This window comes from Streptomyces canus (assembly GCF_030816965.1).
GTDB classification, from domain to species: domain Bacteria; phylum Actinomycetota; class Actinomycetes; order Streptomycetales; family Streptomycetaceae; genus Streptomyces; species Streptomyces canus_E.
This window is the reverse complement of the sequence record NZ_JAUSYQ010000002.1, coordinates 4,039,911-4,056,035: the sequence shown is the minus strand read 5'-3', so window position 1 is coordinate 4,056,035 and position 16,125 is coordinate 4,039,911. Positions and strand designations below refer to the sequence as shown.

Annotated in this window: 11 protein-coding genes and 1 pseudogene; 5 read left to right on the top strand and 7 right to left on the bottom strand. The window is 69.2% G+C overall.

Features of this window, described 5'->3' with window-relative positions:
* The first annotated feature begins 45 nt into the window (after positions 1-45).
* Complete coding sequence (secA, locus tag QF027_RS19470; protein WP_306980484.1) at positions 46-2,883, top strand: preprotein translocase subunit SecA; 2,838 nt, start codon at positions 46-48, stop codon at positions 2,881-2,883.
* A gap of 133 nt (positions 2,884-3,016) precedes the next feature.
* Here the strand turns inward: secA and QF027_RS19465 are convergent, their stop codons facing one another.
* Complete coding sequence (locus QF027_RS19465; protein WP_307075913.1) at positions 3,017-3,796, bottom strand: Rv3235 family protein; 780 nt, start codon at positions 3,794-3,796, stop codon at positions 3,017-3,019.
* Positions 3,797-4,101: 305 nt separating this feature from the next.
* Here QF027_RS19465 and QF027_RS19460 point away from each other — a divergent pair, with 305 nt between their 5' ends.
* Both QF027_RS19460 and QF027_RS19455 read left to right on the top strand, forming a co-directional pair.
* Positions 4,102-4,617, top strand: coding sequence for a DUF6912 family protein (locus QF027_RS19460; protein ID WP_307075911.1), 516 nt, complete (start codon positions 4,102-4,104; stop codon positions 4,615-4,617).
* Between the two features lie 88 nt (positions 4,618-4,705).
* A complete protein-coding gene (locus QF027_RS19455; protein ID WP_307075909.1) occupies positions 4,706-5,371 on the top strand; it encodes an HAD family hydrolase in 666 nt (221 codons plus the stop codon).
* A 48-nt stretch (positions 5,372-5,419) separates the two neighbouring features.
* Here QF027_RS19455 and QF027_RS19450 read toward each other — a convergent pair.
* A pseudogene (locus tag QF027_RS19450) lies at positions 5,420-5,858 on the bottom strand (DJ-1/PfpI family protein).
* 457 nt (positions 5,859-6,315) lie between these two features.
* On the opposite strand from QF027_RS19450, the gene QF027_RS19445 reads away from it, so the two are divergent.
* On the top strand, positions 6,316-11,265 hold the full coding sequence (locus QF027_RS19445; protein ID WP_307075907.1) for an NAD-glutamate dehydrogenase: 4,950 nt from the start codon (positions 6,316-6,318) through the stop codon (positions 11,263-11,265).
* Between the two features lie 74 nt (positions 11,266-11,339).
* Here QF027_RS19445 and QF027_RS19440 read toward each other — a convergent pair whose 3' ends face one another.
* Both QF027_RS19440 and QF027_RS19435 read right to left on the bottom strand, forming a co-directional pair.
* Positions 11,340-12,155 carry an ABC transporter ATP-binding protein gene (locus QF027_RS19440; RefSeq protein WP_306980494.1) on the bottom strand — a complete coding sequence of 272 codons (816 nt, stop codon included), beginning with the start codon at positions 12,153-12,155 and terminating at the stop codon, positions 11,340-11,342.
* Positions 12,148-13,065: an ABC transporter permease gene (locus QF027_RS19435; protein ID WP_280858030.1), complete on the bottom strand. Its 918-nt coding sequence runs from the start codon at positions 13,063-13,065 to the stop codon at positions 12,148-12,150. The genes QF027_RS19440 and QF027_RS19435 overlap by 8 nt, the downstream gene beginning before the upstream one ends.
* Before the next feature lie 279 nt (positions 13,066-13,344).
* Here QF027_RS19435 and QF027_RS19430 point away from each other — a divergent pair, with 279 nt between their 5' ends.
* Positions 13,345-13,983: a TetR/AcrR family transcriptional regulator gene (locus QF027_RS19430; protein ID WP_306980495.1), complete on the top strand. Its 639-nt coding sequence runs from the start codon at positions 13,345-13,347 to the stop codon at positions 13,981-13,983.
* 7 nt (positions 13,984-13,990) lie between these two features.
* Here the strand turns inward: QF027_RS19430 and QF027_RS19425 are convergent, their stop codons facing one another.
* The 3 genes from QF027_RS19425 to QF027_RS19415 form a co-directional block, all read right to left on the bottom strand.
* Positions 13,991-14,329: a Crp/Fnr family transcriptional regulator gene (locus QF027_RS19425; RefSeq protein ID WP_307075905.1), complete on the bottom strand. Its 339-nt coding sequence runs from the start codon at positions 14,327-14,329 to the stop codon at positions 13,991-13,993.
* 518 nt (positions 14,330-14,847) lie between these two features.
* Entirely contained in the window at positions 14,848-15,420 is a 573-nt protein-coding gene (locus tag QF027_RS19420; protein ID WP_307075903.1) for a dihydrofolate reductase family protein, read from the bottom strand.
* A 449-nt stretch (positions 15,421-15,869) separates the two neighbouring features.
* A complete protein-coding gene (locus QF027_RS19415) occupies positions 15,870-16,076 on the bottom strand; it encodes a hypothetical protein (RefSeq protein WP_307075901.1) in 207 nt (68 codons plus the stop codon).
* Between the last annotated feature and the right edge of the window lie 49 nt (positions 16,077-16,125).

The following is a 16,125-nucleotide window of genomic DNA, read 5'->3' as shown; positions in this document are numbered from 1 at the left end:
GGAAACCGACCGTCCCAGGCCCGACCGGCAAGGAGACCAACCCCCGTGTCCGTCCTCTCGAAGATCATGCGTGCAGGCGAAGGCAAGATCCTGCGCAAGCTGCACCGCATCGCGGACCAGGTCAACTCCATCGAAGAGGACTTCGTCGACCTCTCCGACGCCGAGCTGCGGGCCCTCACCGATGAGTACAAGCAGCGGTACGCCGACGGTGAGAGTCTGGACGACCTGCTGCCCGAGGCGTTCGCCACCGTGCGCGAGGGTGCCAAGCGCGCGCTCGGCCAGCGTCACTACGACGTGCAGATCATGGGGGGCGCCGCCCTCCACCTCGGCTATGTGGCCGAGATGAAGACCGGTGAGGGCAAAACCCTCGTCGGCACGCTGCCCGCGTACCTGAACGCGCTGTCCGGCAAGGGCGTGCACCTGATCACGGTGAACGACTACCTGGCCGAGCGCGACTCCGAGATGATGGGCCGCGTCCACAAGTTCCTCGGCCTGAGCGTCGGTTGCATCCTCTCCAACATGACGCCGGCCCAGCGCCGCGAGCAGTACGCGTGCGACATCACGTACGGCACGAACAATGAATTCGGCTTCGACTACCTGCGCGACAACATGGCGTGGTCCAAGGACGAACTCGTCCAGCGCGGCCACAACTTCGCCATCGTCGACGAGGTCGACTCCATCCTCGTCGACGAGGCCCGTACGCCGCTGATCATCTCCGGTCCGGCCGACCAGGCGACCAAGTGGTACGGCGACTTCGCCAAGCTGGTCACCCGCCTGAAGAAGGGCGAGGCCGGAAACCCGCTCAAGGGCATCGAGGAGACCGGCGACTACGAGGTCGACGAGAAGAAGCGCACGGTCGCCATCCACGAGTCCGGTGTCAGCAAGGTCGAGGACTGGCTGGGCATCGACAACCTCTACGAGTCGGTCAACACCCCTCTGGTGGGCTACCTGAACAACGCCATCAAGGCGAAGGAGCTCTTCAAGAAGGACAAGGACTACGTCGTCATGGACGGCGAAGTCATGATCGTCGACGAGCACACCGGCCGTATCCTCGCCGGCCGCCGCTACAACGAGGGCATGCACCAGGCGATCGAGGCGAAGGAAGGGGTGGACATCAAGGACGAGAACCAGACCCTTGCCACGATCACCCTCCAGAACTTCTTCCGCCTCTACAAGCGCCACGACCACAACGGCAAGGAACAGCCGGGCCTCTGCGGCATGACCGGTACGGCGATGACCGAGGCTGCCGAGTTCCACCAGATCTACAAGCTCGGCGTCGTCCCGATCCCGACCAACCGGCCCATGGTCCGCAAGGACCAGTCGGACCTGATCTACCGCACCGAGGTCGCGAAGTTCGAGGCGGTCGTCGACGACATCGTCGAGAAGCACGAGAAGGGTCAGCCGATCCTCGTCGGCACGACGTCGGTCGAGAAGTCCGAGTACCTCTCCCAGCAGCTCAGCAAGCGCGGCGTCCAGCACGAAGTGCTGAACGCCAAGCAGCACGACCGTGAGGCGACGATCGTCGCCCAGGCCGGCCGTAAGGGCGCCGTCACCGTCGCCACCAACATGGCCGGTCGTGGTACCGACATCAAGCTCGGCGGCAACCCCGAGGACATCGCGGAGGCGGAGCTGCGCCAGCGAGGCCTCGACCCCGAGGAGCACATCGAGGAGTGGGCCGCGGCCCTGCCCGCCGCCCTGGAGAAGGCCGAGCAGGCGGTCAAGGCGGAGTTCGAGGAGGTCAAGGAGCTCGGCGGGCTCTACGTCCTCGGTACCGAGCGGCACGAGTCGCGCCGTATCGACAACCAGCTGCGCGGTCGTTCCGGCCGACAGGGCGACCCCGGCGAGTCCCGCTTCTACCTCTCCCTGGGCGACGACCTGATGCGGCTGTTCAAGGCCCAGATGGTCGAGCGCGTGATGTCGATGGCGAACGTCCCGGACGACGTCCCGATCGAGAACAAGATGGTCACGCGCGCGATCGCGTCCGCGCAGTCGCAGGTCGAGCAGCAGAACTTCGAGACCCGCAAGAACGTCCTGAAGTACGACGAGGTCCTCAACCGCCAGCGCGAGGTCATCTACGGCGAGCGGCGCCGCGTCCTGGAGGGCGAGGACCTGCAGGAGCAGGTCGTGCACTTCATGGACGACACGATCGACGCGTACATCGCGGCGGAGACCGCCGAGGGCTTCGCGGAGGACTGGGACCTCGACCGGCTGTGGGGCGCGTTCAAGCAGCTCTACCCGGTGAAGATCACCGTCGAGGAGCTGGAGGAGGCGGCAGGCGACCGCGCGGGCCTGACCGCCGAGTACATCTCCGAGTCGATCAAGGACGACATCCACGAGCAGTACGAGGCGCGTGAGGCGCAGCTCGGCTCCGAGATCATGCGTGAGCTGGAGCGCCGGGTCGTGCTGTCGGTCCTGGACCGCAAGTGGCGCGAGCACCTCTACGAGATGGACTACCTCCAGGAGGGCATCGGCCTGCGCGCGATGGCGCAGAAGGACCCGCTGGTCGAGTACCAGCGCGAGGGCTTCGACATGTTCACCGCCATGATGGAGGGCATCAAGGAGGAGTCCGTCGGCTACCTGTTCAACCTGGAGGTCCAGGTCGAGCAGCAGGTCGAGGAGGTCCCGGTCGAGGACGAGAAGCCGTCCCTCGCCAAGCAGGACGCGGTTCCGGCGCAGGCCGGCTCGCGCCCCGAGATCCGCGCGAAGGGGCTCGACGCCCCGCAGCGCAGGGACCTGCACTTCTCCGCGCCGACCGTGGACGGCGAGGGCGGTGTCATCGAGGGCGAGTTCGCCGACGACGAGCCCGTGCGCTCCGAGGCGGACGGCCTCACGCGCGCGGAGCGGCGCAAGCAGTCCCGTGGTCGGGGGCGGCGCAAGAAGTAGTGCCTACGGTGCGATGGGCGCCGCAGCGGATCGATGTGACGGTGCGTGTGGCGCCGTGGCATAGGAAGGGCCGGTCACCTCGGGGTGACCGGCCCTTCGGCGTGTGACGGACCAGCGGGCTTCTCCGGGCCTGTCAGTCGTCGTCCGGACGGGGAGCCCGGGAGCCGCCCAGTTCGACCGCGGTGCAGCGCCAGCGGAGGTCCTGGCCCTGTTCCAGGCGGAAGGCCATGGCGCGCAGCTGGTCGCCGGCGCCGATCCGGGCGAAGGCCTCCACAGCGCCCGGTCGGGGGACGTAGTAGCCGATGTCCCGGACGACGGGGCGGGCGCCGCGGGTGCGCAGGGGACCGCGTTCGGCGAGCCAGGCCAGCTCGTCGTAGGCCCGGCCGGCGGTGTGCCGGAGCATCGAGTGGACGGGGCGCTGACCGCTCAGGACGGCGAGGAGGAGGTCTGCGAAGAGATCGGTGGGGCGGGGCTGGGGGACCAGCGGGCGGCGCGGGGTCTGGGACGGGACGACAGGGGCGGTTGCGGGGGCGGGACGGGGCCGGGTGGCGGGGGCTGCGGTGCGTCCGTCGGCGAGTGCTGCTGCGACGCGGGTGGTGGACACAGGACCGGCTGTGCGGCTCGTGTCGGTGGTGGTGCCGGCTGTCCTGGGGCCTGCCGTGGTGCTGCGGCTCGGAGCTCCGGTGACCGGGTCGTTCGTACCCGGGATGCTGTGCGGGCGGGTGTCCGCGGGGCGCGTACGGGTGCGGGGGCCGCTGCCGGGAGTGCCCGGTGGGCGGCCGTCGCCCGGGGCCGTGCGCGGCGCGCTGCCGCCGGGAGCGCGGGGTGGCGTGCCGCTCGGGCGGCGGGAGTCGCCGCGAGCCGGCGGGCGGCTGCCGGGGTGGTGCTGAGCCCTGGTCATGACCTTGTTCATGGGATCCCCGTTCTGCGAGCCCGGAAAGTACCGGGCGGTAACTTCGTTGGGGATCTTGTACGGGGCCGTGGGCCACGGCGGCAAGGAAGCGGCGGGCCGCGTCGGGTCGCCGGAATGTTCACCTATCAGGGTGGTCGGGCAGGGCGGAACCCCGTGACCCCGGGGGTGGGGCGGGTGAATTCCGGGCCCGGGGTGGACGTCCGCCGAGGGGTGGGCAGGGACTCGAAAGGGGACGCCCGCACGTATCCTGAAGGCCTTCGCGGAGCCCTTCCGATCACGTTCTCCGACCACGAAAGCAGCCAGCCATGCGCGTCTACGTCCCCCTGACCCTCTCCGGTCTCGCCGAGGCGTACAAGACGGGTGAGCTGGGGGCCGGACCGCTCCTCGCCTACGCCGTCACACCCGCCCTGCGCGAGTGGTACCTCTCCGACGACATCGAGGAGCTGGAGTACGCGGCGCTGAACCGGGCCGCACTGGCCTCGCTGCGGCTGCTCGCGGTGGACGCCGGGGCCGCGCGGCGCCGGGTGGTGGTGGCCGTCGACGTGGCCGACGGGGCGGCGGCCGCCGATCCCGACCGGGCGCTGGATCCCTCGGCGCTCGGTGAGGTGCGGGTGGCCGGGACGGTGCGGCTGGCCAAGGCGGCCGCGGTGCACGTCGACTCGGACGACGCGGAGGAGGACGTCAGCGCTGCCGTGGACGCGCTGGAGGCGGCCGACGCCGGGGACGACGACGCGCAGTTCGTCGTGGACGGGGCCGAGGACCACGAGCTGCTGTGGTACGCGACACAGGAGATCCCGAATCTGGTGGGACTGGGCGGCTGAGCCCGTGATCCGTCCTGCCGGGTCGCCGCTTTGCCCTCTTTGACCTGCTGGTCTCTTGATTGTCAGTGGGGGCGGGTACGTTTTTGGCATGGGGAAGCTGACAGGGGCGCACATCGTCTGGGACTGGAACGGCACGCTGTTCCACGACAACGACGCGATCATCGGGGCGACGAACGCGGCGTTCGGCGAGCTGGGGCTCGCGCCGATCACGATGGAGCAGTACCGGGCGCTGTACTGCGTGCCGGTTCCGAAGTTCTACGAGCGGCTGCTCGGCCGGCTGCCCACCGACGCGGAGTGGGAGGTCATGGACGAGACCTTCCATCGGTACTACGCCGAGCATCGGGTCGGGTGCGGGCTCACCGACGGGGCGGTGGAGCTGCTCGCGGGATGGCGGTCGGCCGGGCACAGCCAGTCGATCCTCAGCATGTACGTGCACGACGAGCTGCTCCCGCTGGTGCGGGGGTTCGGGATCGAGGCGCACTTCCTGCGGGTGGACGGGCGGACCGGGCCGTCCGGGGGGAGCAAGGCGGAGCACATGGAGCGGCATCTCACCGCGCTGGCGGGGGTCGAGGCGGCTCGGACCGTGGTGATCGGGGACGCCGCGGACGACGCGGTGGCGGCGATGCGGGTGGGGGCTCGGGCCGTGCTCTACACCGGGGGGTCGCACAGTCGCGCCAGTCTCGAGGTGGCGGGGGTGCCGGTGGTCGACACCCTGGCGGAGGCGGTTGCGGAGGCCGAGCGAATAGCGGCGTGACGGTTGTTGTCGGTTCCGCGAGCACGCGGCATGCAGACACCCTGTCGGCTACGCCACCGGCGCCTTCGCCCCGAGCACCCTCAGGAACTCCCGCATCCAGCAGCCCGAGTGGGTCGGGTTCCAGGGCCGGACAGGCCGTGACGCGGCGGCCGCGGAGACCGTCGATCGCGGCGGTGAGCAGCGGGCCGTGGCAGATCTGGGCGACCGGCTTGTCAGCGTCGAAGAAGGACTTGAGGATCTTGCGGAGCTCGGGGTCGTCGCGCAGGTACTCCGGGGCGCGGCCGCCGGGGATGACGAGGGCGGCGTACCGACCGGCGTCGAACTCGGCGAAGGCCAGATGGGCGGGCCAGGCGCAGCCGGGCTTCTCGGTGTAGGTGTCGAAGCCGGGTTCGAAGTCGTGGACGAAGAAGCGGAGCTTCTTGCGGGCGGGGGCCGCGAGGTGGGGGGTAAGGACCTCCTGTGACTCTGCTGCGTCGCCGGTGACGATGAGGTCATGGCCTGGATGCGACGTGGGGGACTGTGCAGAGTGTCAAAGTTCCACCCCAGGTTTTGTACACATACGGCTCATGACGACCCCCCTGTAAGGAGCGATAGCCTTGGTGGCGTGATCAGCGCGATAGTTCGCGGGGGCGCTGTGGCCCCCGCCCTGCGCCCGGTGCGCACGGAACACCTCCGTGGCCGGGCGGCGGTCGCTGGTCCTCGCGGGCGGGACGGGGCCGTAGGGGCCCTCATGACGCCGAGTACACCCTCGTCACCGGCGCGGCAGAGAGCAGCGTCACACCTGGCGGGCGTGTCGAGAATGGCTGATATACCCCCGCTCATCTCACCTTGCGGCATAGCGTCGGAGCAGACCGGAGACCCCGGGCCGTGGCGTCGAGCCGCAGGGGAAGAGACCGTACTTCCTTCTACGTCACGCAACGGCGCGCGACAGGAGTCAGAGGACAATGCAGACCAAGCTGGACGAAGCCAAGGCCGAGCTGCTCGAGAGGGCCGCACGGGTAGCTGAGAACAGCCCGGCCGGGGGGCACCTACCGACTGGGGCGACGGACGAGGACAGCCCCCGTACCCCGGACACCCCGGACAGCGAGACCGTCCTCGCGTTCCTCCAGCGCTACTACCTGCACACGGCCCCCGAAGACCTCACCGACCGCGACCCGGTCGACATCTACGGAGCCGCTCTCTCCCACTTCCGGCTGGGCCAGACGCGCCCGCAGGGCACGGCCAACGTGCGGGTGTACACGCCCACGGTGGAGGAGAACGGATGGACGTGCACCCACACGGTCGTCGAGGTCGTCACCGACGACATGCCCTTCCTCGTCGACTCCGTCACCAATGAGCTGACCCGGCAGGGGCGCGGCATCCATGTCGTCATCCACCCCCAGGTCGTCGTCCGCCGTGACCTCACCGGCAAGCTGATCGAGGTCCTCACCGTCCCGCCCGCCGGTGATCTGCCGCACGACGCGCACACCGAGTCCTGGATCCACGTGGAGATCGACCGCGAGACCGACCGCGGCGACCTGAAGCAGATCACCGCCGACCTGCTGCGCGTCCTGTCCGACGTCCGAGAGGCCGTCGAGGACTGGGAGAAGATGCGGGACGCGGCCCTGCGCATGGCCGACGAACTGCCCGCCGAGCCCATCGCCACCGATCTGCGCGACATGGAGATCGACGAGGCCCGCGAGCTGCTGCGCTGGCTGGCCGCCGACCACTTCACCTTCCTCGGCTACCGGGAGTACCAGCTCAGGCCGGACGACTCCCTCGCGGCAGTCCCCGGCACCGGTCTCGGCATCCTGCGCTCCGACCCGCAGCACGCCGGCGAGGAGGGCCACCCGGTCAGCCCGTCCTTCGAGCGGCTGCCCGCCGACGCCCGCGCGAAGGCCCGCGAGCACAAGCTGCTCGTGCTGACCAAGGCCAACAGCCGGGCGACGGTGCACAGGCCGTCGTATCTCGACTACATCGGTGTCAAGAAGTTCGACGCGGACGGCAATGTCGTCGGCGAACGGCGTTTCCTCGGACTCTTCTCCTCCGCCGCCTACACCGAATCGGTGCGCCGGGTTCCGGTCATTCGGCGCAAGGTGGACGAGGTGCTCGAAAGGGCCGGATTCTCGCCCAACAGCCACGACGGCCGCGACCTGCTCCAGATCCTGGAGACCTACCCGCGCGACGAGCTCTTCCAGACCCCCGCCGATGAGCTGGAGTCCATCGCCACCTCCGTCCTGTACCTCCAGGAGCGGCGGCGGCTGCGCCTCTACCTGCGCCAGGACGAGTACGGCCGCTACTACTCGGCTCTCGTCTACCTGCCCCGCGACCGCTACACCACCGGCGTCCGACTCAGGATCATCGACATCCTGAAGGAGGAACTCGGCGGCATCAGCGTCGACTTCACCGCCTGGAACACCGAGTCGATCCTGTCCCGGCTGCACTTCGTGGTCCGCGTTCCGCAGGGCACCGAGCTGCAGCAGCTCAGTGACAGCGACAAGGAGCGCATCGAGGCCCGCCTGGTCGAGGCCGCCCGCTCCTGGGCCGACGGATGGACCGAGGCGCTCAACGCCGAGCTCGGCGAGGAGCGCGCCGCCGAGCTGTCGCGCCGCTACGGCAACGCCTTCCCCGAGGGCTACAAGGCCGACCACACCCCGCGCTCCGCGGTCGCCGACCTCGTCCACCTCGAACGGCTCGGCGAGGAGAACGACTTCGCGCTCAGCCTCTACGAGCCGGTGGGCGCCGCCCCCGAGGAGCGCCGCTTCAAGATCTACCGCAAGGGCGACGCCATCTCCCTGTCCGCCGTGCTGCCGGTCCTCAGCCGGCTCGGCGTCGAGGTGACGGACGAGCGGCCCTACGAACTGCGCTGCTCGGACCGCAGTATCGCCTGGATCTACGACTTCGGCCTGCGCATGCCCAAGTCGCAGAACGGCGGCGGTGACTACCTCGGTGACGACGGCCGCGAGCGCTTCCAGGAGGCCTTCGCCGCGACCTGGACCGGCAAGGCGGAGAACGACGGCTTCAACGCCCTGGTGCTGAGCGCCGGCCTGGGCTGGCGCCAGGCGATGGTGCTGCGGGCGTACGCCAAGTACCTGCGCCAGGCGGGCTCGACGTTCAGCCAGGACTACATGGAGGACACCCTCCGCCACAACGTTCACACCACCCGGCTGCTCGTCTCCCTGTTCGAGGCACGGATGTCGCCGGACCGTCAGCGCGCAGGGCACGAACTCGTGGACGCCCTCCTGGAGGAGCTCGACGCGGCCCTCGACCAGGTGGCTTCGCTGGACGAGGACAGGATTCTCCGCTCCTTCCTGACCGTCATCAAGGCGACCCTGCGCACCAACTTCTTCCAGGAGGCCGCGGGCGGCAAGCCGCACGACTACGTCTCCATGAAGTTCGACCCGCAGGCCATCCCCGACCTCCCGGCCCCGCGCCCGGCGTTCGAGATCTGGGTCTACTCGCCTCGCGTCGAAGGCGTGCACCTGCGCTTCGGCAAGGTCGCGCGCGGCGGTCTGCGCTGGTCGGACCGGCGTGAGGACTTCCGCACCGAGATCCTCGGCCTGGTCAAGGCGCAGATGGTGAAGAACACCGTCATCGTGCCGGTCGGCGCCAAGGGCGGCTTCGTCGCCAAGCAGCTGCCCGACCCGGCCGCCGACCGGGACGCGTGGCTGGCCGAGGGCATCGCCAGCTACAAGACGTTCATCTCGGCCCTGCTCGACATCACCGACAACATGGTGGCCGGTGAAGTCGTCCCGCCCGCCGACGTCGTACGGCACGACGAGGACGACACCTACCTGGTCGTCGCCGCCGACAAGGGCACCGCGACCTTCTCGGACATCGCCAACGGGGTGGCCGAGCAGTACAACTTCTGGCTCGGCGACGCCTTCGCCTCCGGCGGCTCGGCCGGCTACGACCACAAGGGCATGGGCATCACCGCCCGCGGTGCCTGGGAGTCCGTCAAGCGGCACTTCCGCGAACTGGCCGTCGACACCCAGTCCGAGGACTTCACCGTCGTCGGTATCGGTGACATGTCCGGTGACGTGTTCGGCAACGGCATGCTGCTCTCCGAGCACATCCGCCTGGTCGCCGCCTTCGACCACCGGCACATCTTCATCGACCCGAAGCCCGACGCTGCCACCTCCTACGCCGAGCGCCGCCGTGTCTTCGAGCTCCCGCGCTCCAGCTGGGCCGACTACAACACCGAGCTGATCTCGGCGGGCGGCGGCGTCTTCCCCCGTACCGCCAAGTCCATCCAGGTCAACGCCCACATCCGCGAGGCCCTCGGCATCGAGGACAAGGTCACCAAGATGACCCCGGCCGACCTGATGAAGGCGATCCTCAAGGCGCCGGTGGACCTGCTGTGGAACGGCGGCATCGGCACCTACGTGAAGGCCTCCACCGAGACCCACGCGGACGTCGGCGACAAGGCCAACGACCCGATCCGCGTCGACGGCGCCGACCTGCGGGTGCGGGTCGTCGGCGAGGGTGGAAACCTGGGCCTGACCCAGCTCGGCCGGATCGAGTTCGCGCTGCACGGCGGGAAGATCAACACCGACGCCATCGACAACAGCGCCGGCGTGGACACCTCCGACCACGAGGTGAACATCAAGATCCTGCTCAACGGCCTGGTCACCGAGGGCGACATGACGGTCAAGCAGCGCAACAAGCTGCTCGCCGAGATGACCGACGAGGTCGGCCGCCTGGTCCTGCGCAACAACTACGCGCAGAACACCGCCATCGCCAACGCGCTCGCCCAGTCGAAGGACATGCTCCACGCCCAGCAGCGCTTCATGCGCCACCTGGTGCGCGAGGGCCACCTCGACCGGGCCCTGGAGTTCCTGCCCACCGACCGCCAGATCCGCGAACGCCTCGGCGCCGCACAGGGCCTGACGAGCCCGGAAACGGCCGTCCTGCTGGCCTACACGAAGATCACGGTCGCCGACGAGCTGCTGCACACCTCGCTGCCGGACGACCCCTATCTGCGCGGCCTGCTGCACACGTACTTCCCGGCAGCGCTGCGCGAGAAGTTCCCCGAGCACATCGACAACCACCCGCTGCACCGCGAGATCACCACGACCGTCCTGGTCAACGACACGGTCAACACCGGTGGTACGACCTACCTGCACCGCCTGCGCGAGGAGACCGGCGCGTCGCTCGAGGAGATCGTCCGGGCGCAGACCGTGGCCCGCGCCATCTTCCGCTCCGGCGTGGTGTGGGACGGGGTCGAGTCCCTCGACAACCTGGTCGAGGCCGCCGTGCTGACCCGGATCAGGCTGCACTCGCGCCGACTGGTCGAGCGCGGCACGCGCTGGCTGCTCAACAACCGGCCGCAGCCGCTCCAGCTCGCGGAGACCGTCGAGTTCTTCGGCGATCGCGTCGAACAGGTGTGGTCGCAGCTGCCGAAGCTGCTGCGGGGCGCCGACCTGGAGTGGTACCAGAAGATCTACGACGAGCTGACCGGCGCCGGCGTCCCGGACGAGCTCGCCACGCGCGTGGCCGGGTTCTCCTCCGCCTTCCCGACGCTGGACATCGTCTCGGTGGCCGACCGCATGGGCCGCGACCCGATGGACGTCGCCGAGGTGTACTACGACCTCGCCGACCGCCTCCACATCACCCAGCTCATGGACCGCATCATCGAGCTGCCCCGCGCCGACCGCTGGCAGTCCATGGCCCGCGCCTCCATCCGTGAGGACCTCTACGCGGCCCACTCGGCGCTGACCGCGGACGTCCTGGCCGTCGGCAACGGCACCTCGACCCCCGAGCAGCGCTTCAAGGCCTGGGAGGAGAAGAACGCCCCGATCCTGAGCCGGGCGCGCACCACCCTGGACGAGATCCAGGGCTCGGACGCGTTCGACCTGGCCAACCTGTCGGTGGCGATGCGCACCATGCGGACGCTGTTGCGGCAGCATTCATAAGTGATACGACGACGAGGGCGCCCGGGACGGTGAAGTCCCGGGCGCCCTCGTCGTCGTGCAGCGAAAGCCGTGGGTCAGGCCGCGACCTTCGCCTTCGCCTTGTCCGGGCCGCCCGTGAAGTCCTCGTAGGCCGCCAGGACCTCGTCGGTCGGGCCGTCCATGCGCAGTTCGCCGCGCTCCAGCCAGAGCACCCGGTCGCAGGTGTCGCGGATCGACTTGTTGCTGTGGCTGACCAGGAACACCGTGCCCGCGGTCTGGCGAAGCTCGCGGATGCGGGCCTCGGAGCGCTTCTGGAAGGAGCGGTCGCCGGTGGCGAGGGCCTCGTCGATGAGCAGGACGTCGTGGTCCTTGGCGGCGGCGATGGAGAAACGGAGGCGGGCCGCCATGCCGGAGGAGTAGGTGCGCATCGGCAGGGTGATGAAGTCGCCCTTCTCGTTGATCCCCGAGAAGTCGACGATCTCCTGGTAGCGGTCCCTGACCTGCTCGCGGGTCATGCCCATCGCGAGCCCGCCGAGGTGGACGTTGCGTTCGCCGGTGAGGTCGTTCATCAGGGCCGCGTTGACGCCGAGGAGGGAGGGCTGACCGTCGGTGTAGATACGGCCGTTCTCCACCGGGAGGAGACCTGCGACGGCTTTGAGCAGGGTCGACTTGCCGGAGCCGTTGGTGCCGATCAGTCCGACAGCCTCGCCCTTGTAGGCGACGAACGACACGTTCTTGACGGCGTGCACCTTGCGTACGCCCGCTGCCTTCTCGGCCTGTCCCCGGCGCATCATGCGGTTGAGGGCGGCGGTGGCGGAGCCCCTGCCCGCGCCGGTGCCGTTGACGCGGTAGACGATGTCCACGCCGTCGACGACGACGGTGGGGATCTTGTCGTTCTCGATGTCAGCCACGGCCGTACGTCTCCTCAGCCTTCCAGAAGTAGATGAAGCCGCCGACGCCGGCGACCAGCGCCCAGCCCACCGCGAGCGCCCACACGTGGTGGGGCAGCTGACTGGCGTGGAAGCTGTCGATCAGGGAGTAGCGCATCAGGTCGATGTAGACGGCGGCCGGGTTGGCCTGGAGGACGGGGACCACCCAGGACGGCCAGTCGTGGTGGCCCTTGGCCAGCTTGTCGATGCTCCACATCACGCCGGAGACGTACATCCAGGTGCGCAGGACGAACGGCATCAGCTGCGCGATGTCCGGCGTCTTGGCGCCCATCCGCGCCATGATCATCGAGACGCCCGCGTTGAACGTGGACTGAAGGACCAGCGCCGGGATCGCCAGCAGCCAGGACGCGGCGAGAGGCACACCGAAGCAGAGCAGGATGACGACCAGGGCGGCCATCGAGAAGAGCAGCTGCTGGAGCTGCTGGAGGGCGAACGAGATCGGCAGCGCGGCCCGCGGGAAGTGCAGGGCGCGCACGAGGCCGAGGTTGCCGGAGATCGCGCGGGTGCCCGCCATGATCGAGCTCTGCGTGAACGTCCAGATGAACACGCCCGTGACCAGGAACGGGACGTAGTCCGGCACGTTCCTCTTGGTGCCCAGCAGCACGCCGAAGATGAAGTAGTACACCGCCGCGTTCAGCAGCGGGGTCATGACCTGCCAGACCTGGCCCAGCTTCGCCTGGCTGTACTGCGCAGTGAGCTTGGCGGTCGAGAACGCGGTGATGAAGTGGCGCCGCGCCCACAACTGGCGGACGTACTCCGGCAGCGAGGGACGGGCGCCGCTGACCGCGAGACCGTGCCGCGCGGCCAGGGCCGCGAGGTCGTCGTCGGTCGGGGGCGCTGTCGGGGGCGGTGTGTCGAGGACCTGGCTCACATCCGCTGCTTTCACTCGGGGGGTGGGGGTGGTGCGCATGCGGTCGGCGCGTCCCGTCATCCGACGTTTCCTTACATGACTCTTCACGTTCTCTTACGTCGGGACGGGACCGTATCGTCGCAACGTGAGCGTAGGACGAGTGAGCGTCGGAACGCAACCGTTTCGTCGTGACGGAAGACGATGGAACGTAACCGTATCGTCGTAACGCGCCACGCCGGGACGCGCCTGTTTCGTCGTGGCGGTACGCGTCGGGACGGGACCGTTTCGTCGCTACGCCCTATGCTGGTCCGCATGACGACCAACGCCGACGCGCCGCCGACCCGTCCGCGCCGCCGTGCCCCGGCAGGAGCCGCCGTCCTCCGTGAGGATGTGACGGAAGCCATTCGGGCGGCCGTCTTCGAGGAGCTCGCGGCCGCCGGATACGCACGGATGTCGATCGAGGGCATCGCGCGCCGCGCGGGCGTCGGCAAGACCGCGGTCTACCGCCGCTGGCGTTCCAAGCTGCACCTGGTCCTCGACGTCGTCTCGGAGATCGCGGTGATGGGCCTGCCGGTACCGGACACGGGCTCGCTCGAGGACGACCTGCGGATGCTGTACGAGGTGACGTCCCGGGCGCTGCGCCACCCGGTGGCCTCGCAGGTCATTCCGGACCTGCAGGCCGAGGCGGCCCGCAACCCCGAGATCGCCGAGGCCCTGCAGAACGCGTTGCAGAAGGGCCAGGAGGGCGTCGCCAACAAGATCATCACGGCGGCGGAGCAGCGCGGCGAGCTCCGCACGGGCTTCAACGACGAGCTGGCCCTCGACCTGATCTCCGGCCCTCTGTACTGGCGCTCGGTGGTGATCCGCAGCCCGAAGCTGCCGAAGGGATACCTCGCGGCACTGGCGCGGGCGACGACGGAGGCGCTGAAGGCCCTCTGAGCCTGCCTCAGCGGCCGTGGCGGGTATACGGCGCCGCGCGCAGGGCGAGGAGTTCGGGGGCGAGCACCCGGATCCGGCCGCCGCCGTTCTCCGTGGGGCCGATGAGTCCGTCCCGCCTGAGCCGGGACAGCGCACGGTTGACCGTGACGCGGGTGACTCCGAGCAGGTCGGCGAGTTCGCGCTGACCGCCGGGGAGGGGGACATGGCCGTCGGTTCCGTCCCGGCTGAGTCCGTCCAGCAGCCAGGCCGCGAGGCGGGCCTCGCAGGGAAGGGTGGCCGTGTCGGTGAGTCGTTCCTGCTGGGTGCGTGCCTGGGCGGCGAGGAGCCGGAAGACGTGGGCGCGCACGGTCGCGGAGTCGTCGAGCAGGGTCGTGAAGCGGCCGCGTGGGACGGCCTGTACGGCGCATGGGGTGAGTGCGGTGAAGGTGGCCGTGTGGCCGCCTCCGTCGAGCAGCGCGACCTTGTCGAGGGCGCACGGGCCGGCCCACGTTCCGAACCGTATGACGCGTCCGGCGGTGGTCGTGACGGAGGCGGACGCGGTGCCGCGCGCTCTGCGCGAACGGCCATCCGCGCAGGTTGGCCCGGCCCTTGGGGAGTACCCGAACGGAAATCAGCGGTAGTTGAGCGATCTTGGTTCCGGTTCGGTGACTTGCCCGTTTTGCCTGGTCAGCAAGCTCTGCGGTCCTCGGCATGCCTGTTGAGTACCTGTCTGCTGAGCAAGAGGCCCGCTACGGCCGGTTCGCCACGGAACCGTTGCCCGGGGAGCTGGAACAGTTCTTCCGCCTGGACAAGAAGGCTTTGGGCCTGGCGCGGGCCAAGCGCCGTCCGGCGACGAGGTCGGGGTGGGCGGGTTCGGGAGCCTTGTCAGCGGACGACATCGAAGACGTTCTTTTGCAGGCCGTTGGCGTACGCCTCATGCTCGACCAGTTTCAGCTTCTGGGTGTCCTTGTCCGTGGCGCTGAACAGACGCTTTCCCGCACCGAGCAGGAGCGGGAAGACGAGCAGGTGGTAGCGGTCGATCAGGCCGGCGTCCGAAAGGCTCTGGTTCAGGGCGGCGCTGCCGTGCACGATGATCGGGCCGCCCTCGGTCTCCTTCAGCGCGGCGACCTCGTCGAGCGAGCGCAGGATCGTCGTCTCGCCCCAATTCGACACCAGGTCGTCCTCGGTGAGCGTGGTGGAAACAACGTACTTCGGCATCACCTTGTAGTCGGCGAAATCCTCCATGCCAGGCCACACCGGGCTGAACGCCTCGTAGCTGGTACGGCCCATCAACATCGCGGTGGCTTCCTTCTGCTCCCGGCCCTTGATGTCGAACGCCTCGGGCAGGAACTCAACCTCCTTGAAGGTCCACCCGGAGTTCCGGTAACCGGGCTCGCCGCCCGGGGCCTCCACAACGCCGTCGAGCGAGATGAAGGCAGTGCTGATCAGGGTACGCATCTAAGGTTCCTCCGGACTCGTGGCTGCTTCACCGGGTCAGACGGGGCACCCCGACGGAACTCATCGCCATCGGACGAAGATTTTCAAAAAACTTTCGGCGGGCTGCGCAGCATGCGGTCGTGCAACCGATGAGTCCCCGACCGGTCGGCGGTCTGAGCCGGTACGGATACCGTGGCGATCACCTGCTGCCCGCTCCCTCCCGCGGCTGGGCCGTGCCTCTGTGAGCAGCCGGCCGCGTTTCTGACGACCCATCCGGACGCGGCGGTCGTCGTCTGCGACGTCTGCGCTGTCGAGCGGGCCACGGCGGCCGACCTCGATCACCTCGCCCAGCTACGGCCGGCCGCGCGGCGCACCGGTCGGACCTGGTGCTGCGCGGTGTCGGGCCTCGGCTGCAGCTGCTGGTGCTGACCGGCCTGGACGAGGTGTATGGAGGCGAGTCCGGCGAGCCGTCAGATCCTCGCGGCGTCGGCGGTGAGTCGCATGGGCAGCCCCCATAGCGGGAACAGCCGCTTGGTGTCTATGTGGTTGGTCATGGTGCTGATCCGGCCGTCGGTGATCTCCAGTAGCGTGATGCCCCACGGGGTCCAGCCATTGCCGTCCTCGGCCGGTCGGTACTGGGCGAACGCGGGCGTGCCGTTCGCCTTCACGGGGAGCATCCGCGATCCCCGGCAGCCGCAGCCGCAGCCGCAGCCGCAGCCGCAGCCG

Excerpts from the sequence above, each read along its gene's own strand:
- QF027_RS19455 (WP_307075909.1), top strand. The coding sequence starts at position 4,706 with ATGGGGAAGCTGACAGGGGCGCACATCGTCTGGGACTGGAACGGCACG.
- QF027_RS19445 (WP_307075907.1), top strand. The coding sequence starts at position 6,316 with ATGCAGACCAAGCTGGACGAAGCCAAGGCCGAGCTGCTCGAGAGGGCC.
- QF027_RS19415 (WP_307075901.1), bottom strand. The coding sequence starts at position 16,076 with ATGCTCCCCGTGAAGGCGAACGGCACGCCCGCGTTCGCCCAGTACCGA.
- QF027_RS19420 (WP_307075903.1), bottom strand. The coding sequence starts at position 15,420 with ATGCGTACCCTGATCAGCACTGCCTTCATCTCGCTCGACGGCGTTGTG.
- QF027_RS19465 (WP_307075913.1), bottom strand. The coding sequence starts at position 3,796 with ATGAACAAGGTCATGACCAGGGCTCAGCACCACCCCGGCAGCCGCCCG.
- QF027_RS19430 (WP_306980495.1), top strand. The coding sequence starts at position 13,345 with ATGCTGGTCCGCATGACGACCAACGCCGACGCGCCGCCGACCCGTCCG.
- QF027_RS19460 (WP_307075911.1), top strand. The coding sequence starts at position 4,102 with ATGCGCGTCTACGTCCCCCTGACCCTCTCCGGTCTCGCCGAGGCGTAC.